Origin of the sequence: Loigolactobacillus backii (genome assembly GCF_001663675.1) — a bacterium.
In the GTDB taxonomy this organism is placed as follows: Bacteria; Bacillota; Bacilli; order Lactobacillales; family Lactobacillaceae; genus Loigolactobacillus; species Loigolactobacillus backii.
The window spans coordinates 2,377,480-2,394,818 of record NZ_CP014873.1 but is presented as its reverse complement, the minus strand read 5'-3'; the positions used below and the strand labels follow the sequence as shown (position 1 = coordinate 2,394,818).

Annotated in this window: 14 protein-coding genes and 2 tRNA genes; 11 read left to right on the top strand and 5 right to left on the bottom strand. The window is 38.6% G+C overall.

Translation table 11 applies throughout. The features are described 5' to 3' along the window. Positions 1 to 34: 34 nt before the first annotated feature. A complete protein-coding gene (locus AYR53_RS10940) occupies positions 35 to 736 on the bottom strand; it encodes an Ig-like domain-containing protein (RefSeq protein WP_068225154.1) in 702 nt (233 codons plus the stop codon). A 982-nt stretch (positions 737 to 1,718) separates the two neighbouring features. Here AYR53_RS10940 and fba point away from each other — a divergent pair. Then, a complete protein-coding gene (gene fba, locus AYR53_RS10935) occupies positions 1,719 to 2,603 on the top strand; it encodes a class II fructose-1,6-bisphosphate aldolase (RefSeq protein ID WP_068225152.1) in 885 nt (294 codons plus the stop codon). 203 nt (positions 2,604 to 2,806) lie between these two features. After that, on the top strand, positions 2,807 to 3,529 hold the full coding sequence (locus AYR53_RS10930; RefSeq protein ID WP_068225151.1) for a PAS domain-containing protein: 723 nt from the start codon (positions 2,807 to 2,809) through the stop codon (positions 3,527 to 3,529). 132 nt (positions 3,530 to 3,661) lie between these two features. On the opposite strand, the gene AYR53_RS10925 is transcribed toward AYR53_RS10930, so the two are convergent. After that, positions 3,662 to 3,733, bottom strand: a tRNA-Gln gene (locus AYR53_RS10925). Positions 3,734 to 4,523: 790 nt separating this feature from the next. Between AYR53_RS10925 and AYR53_RS10920 the strand changes: the two genes are divergently transcribed. The 3 genes from AYR53_RS10920 to AYR53_RS10910 all read left to right on the top strand — a co-directional run bounded on the left by AYR53_RS10920 (position 4,524) and on the right by AYR53_RS10910 (position 7,230). Next, the gene (locus AYR53_RS10920) at positions 4,524 to 5,180 is read left to right on the top strand and encodes a deoxynucleoside kinase (protein ID WP_068225149.1); all 657 of its coding nucleotides are present in this window, start codon (positions 4,524 to 4,526) and stop codon (positions 5,178 to 5,180) included. A 185-nt stretch (positions 5,181 to 5,365) separates the two neighbouring features. Continuing rightward, entirely contained in the window at positions 5,366 to 5,566 is a 201-nt protein-coding gene (locus AYR53_RS10915; protein WP_068280304.1) for a cold-shock protein, read from the top strand. Positions 5,567 to 5,919: 353 nt separating this feature from the next. After that, a complete protein-coding gene (locus tag AYR53_RS10910; protein WP_068280307.1) occupies positions 5,920 to 7,230 on the top strand; it encodes a Fic family protein in 1,311 nt (436 codons plus the stop codon). Positions 7,231 to 7,623: 393 nt separating this feature from the next. Here AYR53_RS10910 and AYR53_RS10905 read toward each other — a convergent pair. Both AYR53_RS10905 and AYR53_RS10900 read right to left on the bottom strand, forming a co-directional pair. Beyond that, positions 7,624 to 7,696: transfer RNA gene (locus tag AYR53_RS10905), tRNA-Glu, on the bottom strand. Between the two features lie 79 nt (positions 7,697 to 7,775). Further along, on the bottom strand, positions 7,776 to 8,429 hold the full coding sequence (locus AYR53_RS10900; protein ID WP_068280309.1) for a CPBP family intramembrane glutamic endopeptidase: 654 nt from the start codon (positions 8,427 to 8,429) through the stop codon (positions 7,776 to 7,778). A gap of 185 nt (positions 8,430 to 8,614) precedes the next feature. On the opposite strand from AYR53_RS10900, the gene AYR53_RS10895 reads away from it, so the two are divergent. The 5 genes from AYR53_RS10895 (at position 8,615) to manA (ending at position 15,074) form a co-directional block, all read left to right on the top strand. Beyond that, positions 8,615 to 9,247, top strand: a complete 633-nt coding sequence (locus tag AYR53_RS10895) for a TetR/AcrR family transcriptional regulator (protein ID WP_068280312.1) — start codon at positions 8,615 to 8,617, stop codon at positions 9,245 to 9,247. Positions 9,248 to 9,250: 3 nt separating this feature from the next. Then, entirely contained in the window at positions 9,251 to 10,987 is a 1,737-nt protein-coding gene (locus tag AYR53_RS10890; RefSeq protein WP_068280315.1) for an ABC transporter ATP-binding protein, read from the top strand. Beyond that, a complete protein-coding gene (locus AYR53_RS10885; protein ID WP_068225138.1) occupies positions 10,984 to 12,870 on the top strand; it encodes an ABC transporter ATP-binding protein in 1,887 nt (628 codons plus the stop codon). The genes AYR53_RS10890 and AYR53_RS10885 overlap by 4 nt, the downstream gene beginning before the upstream one ends. Positions 12,871 to 13,015: 145 nt before the next feature. Continuing rightward, positions 13,016 to 14,032 carry a serine hydrolase domain-containing protein gene (locus AYR53_RS10880; protein WP_068280319.1) on the top strand — a complete coding sequence of 339 codons (1,017 nt, stop codon included), beginning with the start codon at positions 13,016 to 13,018 and terminating at the stop codon, positions 14,030 to 14,032. A 79-nt stretch (positions 14,033 to 14,111) separates the two neighbouring features. Continuing rightward, entirely contained in the window at positions 14,112 to 15,074 is a 963-nt protein-coding gene (gene manA / locus AYR53_RS10875; RefSeq protein WP_068225132.1) for a mannose-6-phosphate isomerase, class I, read from the top strand. 55 nt (positions 15,075 to 15,129) lie between these two features. On the opposite strand, the gene AYR53_RS10870 is transcribed toward manA, so the two are convergent. After that, a complete protein-coding gene (locus AYR53_RS10870) occupies positions 15,130 to 16,479 on the bottom strand; it encodes a Mur ligase family protein (protein WP_068280322.1) in 1,350 nt (449 codons plus the stop codon). Between the two features lie 153 nt (positions 16,480 to 16,632). Here AYR53_RS10870 and AYR53_RS10865 point away from each other — a divergent pair, with 153 nt between their 5' ends. Further along, a complete protein-coding gene (locus tag AYR53_RS10865) occupies positions 16,633 to 17,223 on the top strand; it encodes a thymidine kinase (RefSeq protein WP_068225128.1) in 591 nt (196 codons plus the stop codon). Positions 17,224 to 17,339 lie beyond the last annotated feature (116 nt).

The following is a 17,339-nucleotide window of genomic DNA, read 5'->3' as shown; positions in this document are numbered from 1 at the left end:
CCTACGTTTCATGATCCTAGGGGTTTTTTATTTTTTATTTAGCAAGACTCATTTTTGTATTTTGTGTATTTGATGTTGCCATAGTACTTTGGTTGGCAGTTTGAACAACGACACTTGGTGTTGTCCAGCCATAATGGCTAGCCTCTTTTTGAACGGCTGCTAAATAACTATCGGCCGCTTTTTGTTTAGCAAAGGTGGGTGCCGAATTAATTGAATCGCCAACGGTTATCACCACTTTGGTTGGTGTTTTACTGTTGTCAGTAACTGCTAATTTGTCAACACCACTATGTAAATTGTTTAGTGATTGTTGCAAGTTGGTTTTAAATGCCGTCAAATTAGCTTTGGTTGTGGCCTGGGTCTTGTTGGTCACAGTATACTGAAGTGACTTACTTTTGGCGTCATGTTTTGCCTTAGCCGTTACCTTGTAATTGGCTTCTTTGGTTTGAGCAGTAAGGGCTAATTGTTTTGAAAAATGGCCCTTTGAATTGGCAGTTACTTGATAGCTCTGATCTTTTGTCTTATTTTTAATTGTTACGGTTGCTTTATCATTAGTTTTGCCGCTAATTGTGAATTTACCTTGGTCGTCGGATGCAACTTTGGCATCCTTCGTAACGAGTTTTGTGCTATTTGGTACGTTTAGTTTCAGTGTTGTAGTATCTTTTGCGTTAACGCCTGAGCCTAATAGCAGTAAACTACTGCATCCCAATAGACTAAGTGTGATAAAGTGTTTTTTCATATTCAATTCCTCCAATGTACCACAAATATATAAATACTGAATCATCGTTATTCTTTAAAAGATTAATTTTTGCTAGCTCACCTTCTAATATATTAAGAAAAATTATTGGAATAGGCCGTTCACTTCTTCTAAGGTTGCTAACTTAGCTTTCGAATAGGCGGCTAGGAGTGCCTTAAAGGATATTTGAGCGTTAACTTGATGAAGTCCGCCGGCAGATCAAATCTTGACCCAGGTGACGGCAAAGGCCGCTAATAGACGTAATGCCGTGGCCAACGATGTGTCTAATTACGAGCTCGTCAGGTTAGGCATAGCAAGTGTAAAAGTTCACCAAGTTAGTCTGTTTAATCCAAATGAATTACGGGTTTGTTTATGAAAGCTTTAAGACACTCCCGAGATATTTCAATAATATTTTGTTTACAAGAATAATATAGCTTTAACTTTTAATTAAAACAATAAGTGATAGTCATTTTAGTACTTAAAATTCTGTAGGTGTGTTTTTAAACTTACTCTTTGGATTGGGCCAGGGGGTCTATGTTAGAGAGCGGGATAAAAGTCGGTTTTAATTTACTGCATCACGTAAGCTAATTCAATAACTGAGGCACATGAACCTAGATTTTTAGCGCACGTTCTGGAGTAACGATTGGAAATAATAGTAGACCAAGTCTTTTGTCCTAACTCCTTATATTAGTCACGGGATCTTTATAAAAATAATTTTAAGAGTTTCTCTAAATAGATCACGAGTTTTGATAATATTTTGGTTTACTAGCGTGAGCGGATCAATTATTGTAAAAGTTGCTAATGATTAGTCTAGGACAATGTTTTAATTTTCATGAGTTAACGGTAATGGCAGCCTTTTCATAATTATGAACAACAAAGTTACTTAATAAAATTAGGCATAAACGGTCCAACTATTTGTTTAAGTGTGCTAGAATAATGGTGCAAGAGCAAAAATTGTAATATATTTCTAGGAGGAATATTATTTATGTCATTAGTACATGGTACAGAGATTTTTCAAGCTGCCCGCGCAGGTCATTATGCCGTCGGTGCATTCAATACTAACAATTTGGAATGGACTCGTGCGATCCTTGCAGGTGCACAAGAAAAGAATGTTCCTGTCTTAATCCAAACTTCTATGGGTGCTGCAAAGTACATGGGTGGCTATGAACTTTGCCAACAACTTGTTGAAGCAACAATCAAGTCAATGGATATTACAGTTCCAGTTATTATGCATTTAGACCATGGTAACTACGAAGCTGCCAAGGCTGCAATTGCTGCTGGTTACAACTCAGTTATGTTTGATGGCCATGACTTACCATTTGACGAAAACTTAGCTAAGACTAAAGAAATCGTTGCTTTGGCTCATCCAAAGGGCATTTCCGTTGAAGCCGAAGTTGGCTCAATTGGTGGCGAAGAAGACGGCGTTATCGGTGAAGGTGAATTAGCTAGTGTTGCTGAAGCTAAACAACTTGCCGCAACTGGTATCGACTTCTTAGCTGCTGGTATTGGTAATATTCATGGTGTTTACCCAGCTAACTGGAAAGGTTTGAACTTCAAACGTCTTCAGGAAATTGCTGACGCTGTTTCACTTCCATTAGTATTACATGGTGGTTCAGGCATCCCTCAAGACCAAGTTGAAAAAGCTATCTCAATGGGTATTGCTAAGTTGAACATCAACACTGAATGCCAGATTTCATTTGCTAAAGCAACTCGCAAATATATTGAAGAAGGCCATGATCAAAACGATGTTAAAGGTTTTGACCCTCGTAAATTATTGGCACCTGGTACAAAAGCTATCCAAGATACCGTTGAAGAAATCATCGGCTGGATGGGCACAAAGCCAGTTAAATTGGTTCCAGAAGAACTTTAATTCAAATTTTAAAATTAGTAAGCATATTCGTTTTGGCGGATATGCTTTTTTTAGTTGAATGAAATATTCAGGTTGTTTTCATTGGTAAACGGGAAATAGGAAAGCGCTTAAATTGTCTTTGCTTTTTATTGATTAAATATTTATAATGTGAGTGTCGACAGGTTTTTGCTAGACAAGCCATTATGGCGAAAGGGGCAATTATAATGAGTAAAGATGACAATAACGTTGATCCTATAGATGAGAACCAAAAGGGTGCTGTTGAAGATTTATCCGCTAAGGGTAAAATTAACACAACAGTTGAAGGCGTGGATATGGCCGATGATAACTGGGTAGAAAAGGCCGCTGAAAAGGTTCATGCGGTTGATGGCGATACTTACGTTAAATTAGATCGTGGATTGTTAACGGTCAAACAATTGAACTATTTTTTGAATTCAATGCCAATTGAGTTAACCTATGCTGATAGTAATAACCAGTTTATTTACTATAACAACTTACTTCCAACGGAGAAGATGCTTGCACCACGGCGGCCTGCTCAAGTGGGTGATCCATTATCCTTAGTTCATCCTAAGCGTGCAGTAAGCCACGTTGCTGAAGTTATTAATGCTTTGCGAACGGGCAAGGCGGATGAAATTAAGATGCCAGTTCCTGGTAATGGTCCCGACCGTTTTGTGATGCACTACTATCGAGCAATGCACGATGAAGAGGATAATTACGTTGGGATTAACGAATATGTAGCAGATTTGATGCCAACAATTAAGTGGTTTTTAGAAAAAACTGGTCAAAAGCTAGTTGCGGATCCTGATGCCGTATCCGGAGCCTCTTTAAAGGATACTGTTGATGGCACTGCCAGCGCATCAGTTGATGATAATAAAAAAGAAGAAGAGAAGCCAGTAGATGGTGGGTCTAGTGCTTCAATGAAAGATTAATTAAAGTACCGAGGAGAACTCGTAAGAAGGTTTGTACACCTATTTTGCGAGTTTTTGAGTTGTTAGTAAAAAGAGAGCGCCAAACTAATATTTTTAAATATTAGTTTGGCGCTCTCTTTTGTAAACCTCTGATTGGGTAACTAGGGATCGAACCTAGAAATTACGGATTCAGAGTCCGTTGCGTTACCATTTCGCTATTACCCAATAAATTGTATTAGATTAACTCAACGAATAATATTTTACCGGGTTTTAGGGTATCTGTCAATTAGTTATTTGAAAAATCAGCAAGGAATTTTATTGACCGTTCTTTTAACAGTTTTTAGACGTAAGGTTATGAGTCAATAAAACTGTAACCAGATCGAGTGGGACAAAGGTCGGTTTTGGGCCTGCTGGGTAACGTAAGCCGATCTAATAACCGGCCTATCGTTATTGGATTAGCTGCAGTTAGGCATGTGAACCTGGACTATTGGTGCAGGTCATAGAATAATACTCGAAAATGGTCAGAGGTTAGGACTTTTGTCCCGGCCTCTGACCATTTTCGTGTAATCGTGTTAAAAAAGTTTCCTGCAGTTGCTATGCTTTAACTTGACGTTCTTTGCTTTGCTAGTTCTTGCGGTGACCAAGACGAATTGAATTGTGGGCAGTTATGAATTTTAGAACTGTGCTCCTTGATCTTTGCCACAAGAATGGACAACATCGAAGTATCAAGAGTTATTTGCGATTTTTGTAAATAACAAACTATAATTACGCAATAGTAGTTGACTGGATAACATATGGACATCAGGGTGATTAACGTCTTTGGTTTATCCTAGTCCGATTGGTAGTGTGAGTAATCCGTAATTGCAGAGTAGAATCTAAACATTTTTTAAAATCCGCTCTAGGTTTAATTAAAAAGTAATTGTGGTTTTAAGAAATCTGCCCTACAATGTAATTTATGTGAATTTGATTGCTATCAAGGATGATAATCAATCAGGAACTTTAGAGGGGGTTCATTATGGTGATAGTGACAGCGGGAATGATAGGTGTTGGTAAAACAACGTTAACGGGATTAATTTCAGAGCACCTTGGCACGAAAGCTTTCTTTGAGCCAGTAGGGGATAATCCAGTTTTACCACTATATTATTCTGATCCAAAGAAGTACGGCTTTTTGTTGCAGATCTTCTTTTTGAATAAACGTTTTGCAATGATAAAAAAAGCACTTACCGATGACAATAACGTGTTGGATCGCTCAATTTATGAGGATGCATTATTTACGCGTGAAAATAATAAAGAGGGCAATATCACCGATCAAGAGTTTTCAATTTATTTAACTTTATTGGAAAATATGATGCAAGAGTTAAAGGATATTCCTAAGAAGGCACCTGATCTTTTAGTTTATGCATACGCTGACTTTGATACCATTCTTTACCGAATTAAAAAACGTGGCCGTGATTATGAACAAGTTGATAATGATCAGAACTTATATGATTATTATTATAAAATGTGGGCGGCTTATAAAGATTGGTTTGATGAGTACCAGGAAGGCCCTAAAATGAAGATTAATTTACAAAAGTATGATTTGTCCGAACCTAAGCACGTTGCTGAGGTGTTAGCCAAGATTGACGATGAACTAGCAACCGTGCGAAAGCAAAAAATTATTGAAACTAACTAGAACTAGGATTAAATTTATTTTGGTTGCGTTTGCTTTTTAGCATGGTTCATGGTATATTCTAATCAAGTACTTCTTTGTTCGGAATATTTTGGTTTCAAGTTTCATCAGTAAACTTCTTCCAAATATACACCTTTCAAGATTTACCGAATAATTTGTGCCAATTGCACGTAGGAGGATTTTTATTTATGGAACACGGAACAGTTAAATGGTTTAATGCAGACAAAGGTTATGGCTTCATTACTCGCGACAACGGTAGCGATGTATTCGTACATTTCTCAGCTATCCAAGGCGACGGCTACAAGACTTTAGACGAAGGCCAAAGCGTAACATTTGATGTTGAAGACAGCGATCGTGGCCCACAAGCTACTAACGTTGTTAAAGACTAATTATTAGTTTTTAAGGCACTCACTTTACGGTGAGTGTTTTTTTGTGGTCTAATTTGTGAGCTAGCCTGTTGCGGCAGTAGATATAAAGTCTAAATTAATGAATGTTGATGAAATGTAATCAGGAAAGTCGCTAAACGCTGTTTTAATAGCGTCTGGTGACTTTCTTGAGTATCCAATAATATTTGGGCACACTTAAATAGTGTATTGTTGAAATACAGTTTAATAATTTTAATAATTTAAATAATATAAATATGTGTGGAGGTAAAGTGAATCACATTTTAATATTTAACTAAATATTAAAATGTGATAGAGTTATAGCAAGATCATTTCAATAAAGATAGGTGATTATTAAAATGAGTTATATTACTCTGCATCAATTTAAATATAATGGTTCTGGCCCATCTTTAACTAAGACAGAAGCTAAAGCGGAATATTTTAAACGCATGGAAAGCGATAGTGTTTGGAAAACCAACCTTTATCCTTTACTGACAGATAGTAACGGTGGACAGTCTGATGATTTTCCTATCTTTTTTGAAAATACGACAAAAATGTATTCTAAAATTCAGAAAATAACTAATAATTCGAGGCAAATTAGGCGACTGGTTAATACGTTACCGGGTATAGCCGGCAGAACATATACAAATGAAGTTTTAGCAAATGAAATTTTTTTTACCAATGAAATCGAAGGGGTAAAAACAAATAGAGAAGATATTAAGACAATGGTTGATGAGCAAAAAAACGATAAAACGCCTACCAAGAAAAGACTGCAGTCAACAGTTCGCATGTATAGAGATATCTTTAACCAAAAAATTATTAAAATTTATTCACTAGAAGATATCAGAAGGATTTATGATTCTTTACTGCAAGGTGAGATTCCTGATAAAAAACTACCAGATGGAAAATATTTTAGAAATAAAGAGGTATGGATTGGATCAGCAATGAAAAGCTTTCATCGTCCTCCAAAAAATGAAAGCGAGATATCCGATAAATTAAAACAATTAATTTATTTTATGAATGATGCGGATGTCCCTGAAATTCCTAAAGCTATTGTAACGCATTTTATGTTTGAGAATACGCACCCATTTTATGACGGTAATGGAAGAACTGGGAGGTATCTATTATCAGAATATCTTTCTTCAAAAATCGATCCCTATACAGGATTAATTATTTCTACTTCTATTCATAATGAACAATCAAAGTATTACAAAATTTTCAAAGAAGCGGAACGTAGGGATAATTTTGGAGACCTTACCGTATTTATTGAACAGATTTTAAGCATAATAATTGAAGGGCAGTTAGATGTGCGAACAAATTTAGTGGATAAATTAGAGGCTTTTAATAAATCTGCCAAAATCCTAAATAAAGTGTTCGCTCATACTGAGGAATATGAAGAGGCAAATTTAAAAAAGTGGAGAATATTCAGTGTGTTTTTTATTTTATTACAGTCCTATCTTTTCAATATGGACGATAATGGTATTACTGATACACAACTTATAAACTTTTGGTATAATACCAATACAAGGGTATTTAAAAAAAATAAAATGCCAGAGATAATCGGATGGTTAGAAGAAAATAATTGGATATACCGTGCTAAGTCCAATCCCATTATTCATAAATTTACGGATAGCACAAAGGTCACATTAAATTTAGCTGAAAAAGATTAATTAAAATATTGTTTTGCACACTAAAACGCTGCTTCCATTGGGAAGTGGCGCTTTTTTTACTATAAATTATCACCTGTTTCCCTTAAAATGCAAAAATAATAGTGATAAGTTACTAGTGGTTTCACGAGTAGTTTACATTATAGTAACGACTATCAAGTGGCTCATAAAATCGAAGGACGATAAATAATGACAACAAGATTTATTATTACTTGTACACTTAGGAAGAAACTGTCATTTTGCATTGCTATCTCAAAAAAATGCACAATCGGTGATTTTATTCAAAATAATGCACACTAAGTAATTTTGCGGGTTCTCTAAGCATACAAAAAATCCTCTAACTACCTGGATAAAGGCAATCAGAGGATTAATGGAATCTATCGGAAGCTTTAAATATCACCCGCACGGGGATCGAACCCGTAACCCCGCCTTGAGAGGGCGATGTCTTAACCAATTTGACCAGCGGGCAATGCTGGAAACAGGAACAATAATCATTTTACATAAAAACTAACTATCCGTCAAGTAACAGCTAAAAATAAACGTGGTCTTTATAAAAATAGTGTCAGGGTATTGTTTAGAATATGCAATAAAATGGGGACCTTAAGATTTTTGGTGCGATTATAAACGAGAGCAAGGATTAGGCCTAAAAGTACTTTGGAAAGCCAATAAATGAGGTCCACGTGGCCAAATAGATCAACGTGAACACTACCAAAGACTAATGAGCTAAGCAGGATACTGATCAAACGAGAATCTTTAAAGAACCAATTGATAAAGAGGCCACGAAAGATAATTTCTTCCAGGATCGGGCCAAAGATGGCGGTAAACAAAAACATGAAAAGGCCAAATGATTTGGCAAGTGTGGCTAGACTATCAACATTTTCGTTTCCACTAGTTTGCATAAACGGAACGGTTATGGCGTTAACCGCAAACATTGCAATAAAACCCACGATGAGTGGCAACCAGGTTCTGGAATTCAATTTTTGATCAAACTCGGCACCATTTTTAAACACGGTTTGGCGGTAAAGGTGCCAGTATAGGTAGGTCATTAGGCCAACGATAACTAAAAAGCTGACGCCTAAAATTATAATTAGATTTTGCTGATTGGTCTTAACAACTGCAGTGGCAATACTGAGGCCAGTGAGGGGGAGTTGTTCAACAAAAAAAAGAAGGAAAAATAAAAAAATATGTTTGACTGTTCGCATAGATTACACCAACTTAGATTAAGAATATTTTTATCATAGCATGAAAGCTAACAGAAAAGCACTAATACGTATTAGTGGTGCCATGTCTATTTAACGCAAATAACTTGCTTTTATGGCCAAAATTATCCATAATGACAAGTCGTCACATCTAAAATAAGTTTGATCATATAGAAAGGAGTTTGTGTGTGCCAACGAGTACTTTTTTTAACCTTACAGAAGCAAAAAAACAGCGATTATTGACGGCAGCACACGCTGAGTTTTCGCGTGTACCGCTGCATGAGGCTTCAATTAATCGAATTATTCAACAGGCCAAAATTTCGCGGGGAAGCTTTTATCAATATTTTAGCGATAAGATGGATTTGTTCGGCTATGATTTTATTCAAGTACATAAACGACAACAGGATGATTTTTACCAGACTTTAATTGCGGTTAAAGGCGATTTTTTTCTGGCCATTCGTACATTTATTGATAAAAATTTGATTGATTTTACTTCGGGGTCAGAAAATGCTTATTTTCGAAATGTTTTTCTTTCGCTGAGCTTTACGGAAAGTCAGCGTCTAAGAAAAGTAATCCGGAATAAACATCCTCATAGGCAGATTAACGAACTTATTGATCGAACCAAGATAAAAGTAACGGATGATGAATCCTTACAGCAATTAGTACATTTAATTACGTCGGCCTGTTTTCAAACTATTGGTCGCTATTGTCAAAAGAACGCGCAGACAGAGCAATTTGACTTAAAGACCTTACGGCAAGATTTGTTACGTGTTCTTGACTGGCTTGAAAACGGTGTTGTACGTAAAACGGAAGGAGCTTAACCCATGTTAAAAATTGCGCGCGGGCGTATGTCGATCTGGGCAGTCACTGGAGCCGTTCTTTTTATGATTGTTCAGGTGGTCAGTAACTTAAACTTACCAAGTCTCACGGCCAATATTGTTAATAACGGGGTCGCTAAGGGCGACATTAACTATATTTGGAAGATTGGGTTTGAAATGATTGGCTTTGCTTTACTGAGTATTTTGGCCGCATTAGGGAATGTCTTTCTAGCATCCCGAACGTCACAAATGCTTGGAAAAAAGTTAAGAACTGATATTTACCATAAAGTAATTAACTTTTCTAATGATGAGTTTGATCAGGTTGAGACCTCTTCATTAATCACACGAACAACTAATGATGTTGTTCAGATTCAAAATGTTGCAATGATGGCGCTGCGAATGATGATTATGGCTCCGATTATGTTAGTTGGTGCGAGCTTCCTAGCTTATTCTAAAGATCATACATTAACTTTGATTTTTGTTGTTATTTTGCCGTTAATGGCAATCTTTATTGGGATTGTGATGCGTTTTGCCGTTCCTTTATTTCGTGCAATGCAGACCAAGACTGATAATATTAACTTGATTTTTCGAGAAGGTTTGACCGGAGTTCGGGTTATTCGAGCTTTTCGGCAAGATCATTTTGAGCAGAAACGCTTTGAAGGCGCTAATCAGGACTATACGCATAATGCAGTCAAAGTCTATAGTCTCATGGCGTTGATGGCGCCGATTATGACCTTAATGATGAGTGCAACAAACGTTGGGATTACATGGTTTGGTGCGGACCTTATTGCCAATCAGTCGATGCCAGTGGGAAATATGATTGCGTTTATGACTTACGCAATGCAAATCTTGATGAGCTTTATGATGTTATCAATGGTTTTCGTTCTTATTCCCCGGGCGCAGGCTTCAGCAAAACGAATTCAACAGGTTTTGGATTTGGATACAACAATTACCGATCCGAAAAAACCACTTCAGCTAACTACTGAACCAGGCCGTAACAGTCTGGCCTTTGACCAAGTTGATTATCGTTATCATGGTGCTGAAAAATTGGCCTTGAGTGGTATTGATTTTAAGGCCAAAAGTGGTCAAACAGTCGCAATTATCGGTGGAACTGGCTCCGGTAAGACAACGTTAGTTAATTTATTTCCCCGCTTTTATGACGTTGAAAAGGGCGCCATTAAATTAGATGGAATTGATATTCGTGATTTAACTTTACACGATTTACACGCGGCAATTTCATTTGTGCCGCAACAGGCCGTCTTATTTACGGGAACAATTCGCGATAATATGAAGTATGGTAATAAAGATGCCTCGGATGAACAAATCTGGCGTGCACTAGCAATTGCGCGTTCGGCCGATTTTGTTAAAGCAATGTCAGGTGGCCTTGACGCGCACGTTGAACAAGGTGGAGGAAACTTCTCCGGTGGTCAACGTCAACGATTGGCAATTGCTAGAGCTTTAGTTAAAGACGCCTCGGTTTATGTCTTTGACGATTCCTTCTCTGCGCTTGATTTTAAAACGGATTCTGAGCTGCGGGGTGAATTACGCCAGGATCCGCGAATTCAAAAGAGTATTGTTGTTATTGTTGCTCAACGAATTTCGACTGTGGCGGATGCCGACCTCATTTTAGTTTTAGATAATGGTAAGTTAGTCGGAAAAGGAACACACGAAGAATTAAAGGCCAACAATGAAGTTTATCAAGAAATAATGGATTCACAGTTGCGAAAGGGGGACCAAGTATGAGCGAGAAAGAGCAAGTAACGACAAAGCAATCTGTAAGTCACGGTCCTGGTCATGGTGGCGGACATGGCGGTGGTTTAGTTGAAAAGCCAAAAAACTTTTGGCAGACAACGGCCCGGCTAATGCGTTACATGTCTGATCGGTTAGTTGCGGTTTCGTTTGTGCTTATTTTGGCCATTGCCTCGGTTATTTTTCAGATTCGCACACCAAAAATTTTGGGTGAAGCAACAACTGAAATCTTTAAGGGTGTTATGAAGGGAACTGCTGAGCAAAAGGCGGGTATCCCGATTTCGCGTTTTCCAATTAACTTTGGAAAGATTGAACAGATTATTATTGTTGTTATTTTAATGTACTTAGCGGCGGCTGTTTTTAGCTTTTTACAACAGTTTATTATGACACGAGTTTCACAACAAACCGTTTATAAGCTTCGCCGCGAATTAAAGGCGAAAATGGAGCGTGTTCCGATTAATTATTATGATACGCATACTAACGGTGATATTATGAGTCGGGCGATTAACGATATGGATAATATTGCCAGTACTTTGCAGCAGAGTTTGACGCAGGCAGTAACAAGTGCAGTGACCTTTTTAGGGACTTTGTGGATGATGTTAACGATTAGTTGGAAGTTAACTTTGATTGCGCTGATAACGATTCCGTTAAGCCTGCTGATTGTAGGCGTTGTTGCACCACGTTCACAGCGCTTCTTTGCTGCTCAGCAGGATAGTTTAGGCTTGTTAAATAACCAGGTCGAAGAAAATTATTCTGGACATGTGGTTATTAAAAGCTTCAATAAGGAACAAGATGCCATCGATAATTTTGAGACACAGAATGATAGGTACTATCAGGCTGCGTGGAAGGCCCAGTTTATTTCCGGTATTATTATGCCGTTGATGATTTTTCTGAATAACATTGGTTATGTATTTGTTGCAATTGTTGGGGGAATTCAAGTTTCCCACGGAACGGTTACTTTAGGTAATGTTCAGGCATTCTTACAGTACACGAACCAATTTTCACAACCAATTTCACAGTTGGCCAATTTAATGAACACGATTCAATCGACAATTGCATCTGCCGAACGGATTTTCCAAGTGATTGATGAGCCTGAAATGACTGATACTGCTTCTGGATTACCAGAAATCAAAGATGATCCCAATTTTATTACCTTGGATCACGTTCAGTTTGGTTACAATGATAAATTATTGATGCAAGACTTTAATTTAGAAGTTCAAAAAGGCCAGACGGTTGCAATTGTTGGGCCTACTGGGGCCGGTAAAACAACAATCATTAATTTATTGGAACGTTTTTATGATATTAAAGGCGGTTCAATTCGGCTAATGGGGACTGATACGCGTGATATCAAACGGGAAGCATTACGTTCACACTTTGCGATGGTTCTTCAGGATACTTGGCTCTTTACCGGAACAATTTATGATAATCTTAAATATGGTAATGAGAAAGCAACACGCGATGATATCGTTAAGGCTGCTAAAGCGGCCCACGTTGATGATTTTGTACGTAAACTTCCTGATGGCTACGAGACGATCTTAAATGAAGAGGCGTCAAATATTTCGCAAGGCCAGCGTCAATTAATAACGATCGCCCGGGCGTTTGTTGCGGATCCAGAAATCTTAATTTTAGATGAAGCAACCAGTTCAGTGGATACGCGAACCGAAGTTCATATTCAGCACGCTATGGCGCGGTTATTAGTTAATCGAACGAGTTTTGTTGTCGCACATCGTCTATCAACAATTCGTGACGCCGATAATATTATTGTAATGAATGAGGGCTCGGTTGTTGAAACGGGGACGCATGATCAATTAATGTCTAAGAATGGTTTTTACGCCGATCTTTACAATAGTCAATTTTCTGGTAACGTTGCAATGTAATTGGTGCACGTTCTAGAGCAATGTACGGAAACAATGAGAGGCTGGGACTTTTGGTTCCAGCCTCTTTTTGGATAGGTTGAGTTGTCTGTGGCAAAGGAAACTATGCTATGCTTTAACCATCAACTAAGGAAAAGAGTCGGGATAAATGTACGATAAAACACAGGCAGAATTGGCGGCGTTAGTTACGGATGGTGTTGTCCCAGGTGTTCATTATGCTTTTATTAACGGGCGAACAACTGAGGAACATTATTTTGGTTATAGTGAGCTAAAACCAGATAAAAAATTATTAAAGGCCAATCAACTCTATGATTTGGCTTCTTTGACTAAAGTGATTGCAACGACAACGTTAATATTGGAATTGCAAGAAGCCGGGCGTTTATCGGTTAATGATCCGCTGCAGTGGTACATACCTAGTTTTCAAGATAGTCGCGTAACCTTGCGCCATTTTTTGACCCATACTTCTGGAATTAGCGGCTATATTCCCCACCGAAATTCTCTGAGTGCGGCTAAACTAACCTACTCCTTGTTAGGTCTGACCACTGGTGCGGGTTTTGGACGTGAAGTTAAGTACAGCGATACTGGTTTGATTTACTGTGGCTGGGTGATCGAACGCTTACTCCATTTGCCAGTCCAGGATGCACTAACGCAGTACGTGTTGCGGCCACTAGGAATGTTAAACAGCACATTTACGCCAGAAAAGAAATTATGTGTGCCGGCAAGCTATGAGCCAGGTGGGCGCGGGTTAATTCAAGGGGTAGTCCATGATCCTAAGGCCCATATTTTAGGCAAACACTGTGGTTCCGCCGGATTATTTGCACCAATGAGTGATCTAATCTTGTTTGCTCGATTTATGTTAGGCGACGCACTTGTGCCGCGGCCGCCAATTAGTCAAACAACCATCAACAGTCTTTACCATGACTATACGGGCTTTTCCGGTGGGCGTAGTTTAGGTTGGAATTTGAAAACTTCAGTAGAGGCCGATCAGCATAAGCTTTTATTTCACACCGGCTACGTTGGCAGTTTTATTCTGCTTGATGGGAAAAAGGATGCGGCCTTTATCTTCTTATCAAATCGTATTCACCCGATAGCACCAAATGAGGCCTATTTGGCCAAACGTGATCACTTAATTGATACTTATTTAACTGAAAAAGCGCAAGAATGATGGAATTTAGTTAATAAGAATTTAAGCGATATGGTAAACTTAACAAAGAAGTAGTTAATTTATATTGAGGTGATTTTCTTTGGCAGAACCATTTTTTTTAAAACCCTATTTTCAGGAAAAAATTTGGGGAGGTACCAAGTTACACGATGTTTTTGGTTATGAATTATCTAGTGATAAAACCGGTGAATGCTGGGCAATTTCGGCGCACCCACACGGCCCCAGCACAGTGGCCAATGGACCTTATGCTGGCGAAACGTTAGACGAAGTATGGGCAAAGCACCGGGATGTTTTTGGCAACGCAAAGGGTGCTGTTTTCCCATTGCTAACTAAAATTTTAGATGCGGAAGCTGATTTATCCGTTCAGGTTCACCCAGATGATCCTTATGCGGCCGAGCATGAGCATGAATTAGGTAAGACGGAGTGTTGGTACATTATTGCGGCCGATCCCGGCGCCGAGTTAGTTTACGGTCACACAGCCAAAACGCGTGAACAGTTGGCCGATATGATTCATCAAGAAGATTGGCAGGACTTATTTGTTCACGTTCCAGTTAAACCTGGTGAATTCTATTATGTTCCAAGTGGGACCATTCATGCATTGGGTAAAGGTATTATGGCATTAGAAACGCAACAAAGTAGTGACACGACTTACCGGTTGTACGATTATGATCGCGTCGATGCCAAAACTGGTAAAAAGCGTGAACTCCACATTCAGCCATCAATTGATGTCACCAATGTTCCCTTTGTTGCCCCTAAGTTAGACGTTCAGACAAAACAAGTTGGAACCTCCACACTGACCACTTACGTTAAGGCACCTTATTTTAGTGTCTATCAATGGCGGGTTCAAGGTGAGTTGGCTCTAAAGCGGCAAACTGCACCTTACACGTTGGCTTCTGTGATTGACGGACAAGGACAGTTGACGGTAGACGGGCAAACCTACCCCTTAAGCAAGGGCCAGCACTTTATTTTACCGTTTGCGGTTAAACAGTGGCAACTTAGTGGTGATTTACAAATCATCGCTTCTGAACCAGGCGTTAAGGCCTAAATAAAAAACTGATGTTGTTCTCCAACATAATTGGCGGAGAGCAACATCAGTTTTTTTATTTTGCCATTGGGGCTGTTTGGTAGCCTTTTTCGTCTAATTTTTTTCTTAATTGTAAAACGGCGGTATAAGTTGCCAGTACATAAACGTGCTTTGTAGGTAAGACCTTAATTTCAGTAATAACGTCATCTAATTCAGGCTTTTTTACTAATTTGGCCTCTGGAACACCAGCAATTTTTAAACGAAAGGCAATGTCCTTTTCACGTTCACCACCGGCAATAAAACGAGGAATAGGAAGGTGGGTTAAACTTTCAAAGTCAGCGTCCCAAATCCAACTGGTATCAATACCATCGGCATAATTAGCGTTTAAAAGTGTCACTAAGGAGAAGGGCTCCTGGTCCAAAGCAATCATATCTAAAACTTGGTTAAGACCTACTGGATTTTTGACTAAAATTAAAGTTACGGCCTTGTCTTCCACCTGAATGATTTCCTGACGACCGAATACTTTCTGGTCGGCATCGATAGCGTGCTGAATTTGCGGTTGCGTAATACCAAAGTAACGACCAACTGCATAGGCGGCCAGTGCGTTATAGATGTTGTAGGTACCACCAATTTGGATTTTAAAGGGGTGACCGTCAATTTCAAAACTAGAGGAAGTCGGGGTCTGCTGGGTTAATTGAGTTAAACGGTAAGTTAGTTCAGGCCGCTTAAAGCCGCAATTAGGACAGTAATATTTACCAAGGTTACTGTAAACCAGGGCTTTATAATGCAGAATATGGTGACAAACGGGGCATAAAACCCCATCAGTGTTGTAAGGGGCCATTAATTCGCCATCTGGTTCGTGATCAAAGCCGTAAAAGATAAATGGATTTGGCAATTCCCGGGAATGAAAGATTGGAGCGTCACCGTTAGCAATAATGGTTGCTTCAGGCGCATTAGCGATACCATCGAGAATTTTTTGGTAAGTGGTGTAAAGCTCACCGTAGCGATCCATTTGATCACGGAAAATATTGGTTAGAACAAAAGCTGTTGGTTTAATATATTTTGTAATTAAAACAACATTTGCTTCATCTACTTCAAGGACGGCCAACTTTTTTCCCGACTTAGTTCGTTGGTGCGTTAGAAAAGCAGTAGTGATTCCCTGCACCATATTGGAGCCAGTTGGGTTGGTTAAGATATCAGGATACTGCTCGTGAAGTACCTTGACGGTCAGTGCAGTGGTTAAAGTTTTACCATTGGTTCCCGTAATGATGACAACTTCGTAATCCCGCGCTAAGGTAGTTAAAATTGTTGGATCAATTTTGTTTGTAATAATGCCGGGTAAGGAACTACCACCTTTCAAAAAAGTGTGGAGAAACCAGTAAGATGATTTACCAGCGGCAATTGCTAAGGAACTTTTTAATGACATTTTAGATACTCCTCAAGATTAATAATTTCACACATGAATGTAGCATACCATAATTAATAGTGACTACAGCAAAATGATGATTTAGAAGGTGAATTTTTTTCTAAAATCGATTATACTGAATAAGAATGTTTATGAAAAGGGGTTTGAAAAAGGATGGCCCAATTGTTTTTTCATTATGGTGCAATGAATAGCGGGAAGACAATCGATATTTTAAAGGTTGCGCATAATTACGAAGAGCAAAATAAATCAGTGATTATCATGACTTCTGGTATTGATGACCGCGATGATGTAGGCGTTATTTCTAGTCGGATTGGTTTACGCCGAAATGCAATTCCAATCTTTGCTGAGACTAACCTTGAAAAAGTTGTTGCGCAAGAGGACCCGAAGGCAGCTTGCATCTTAATTGATGAGGCCCAGTTTTTAAAAAAGCACCACGTTTTAGAACTGGCAACGATTGTTGATGATTGGAATATTCCAGTGATGACGTATGGTTTAAAAAATGACTTTCAAAATGAGTTGTTTGAAGGCTCAAAATATTTATTACTTTATGCCGATAAAATTGTTGAGATTAAGACAATTTGTTGGTTTTGTAATAAAAAGGCGTTGATGAACATGCGCGTTACTAATGGTAAGCCAGTCTATCAAGGTCAACAGATTGAGATCGGTGGTAACGAGGCCTATTATCCCGTTTGTCGGCACCACTATTTTCATCCCGACTTAGCGAAAATCGCGGCGGATAATTAACGAGTACATCGTAGCGACCATATTTAAAACTATTAGTTAGTTTTCAGAACGCCAAAATCTAACTGGAACAAGACGGAATGGATTAGATTCCATTCCGGGGCGCGAGGACGGAACGC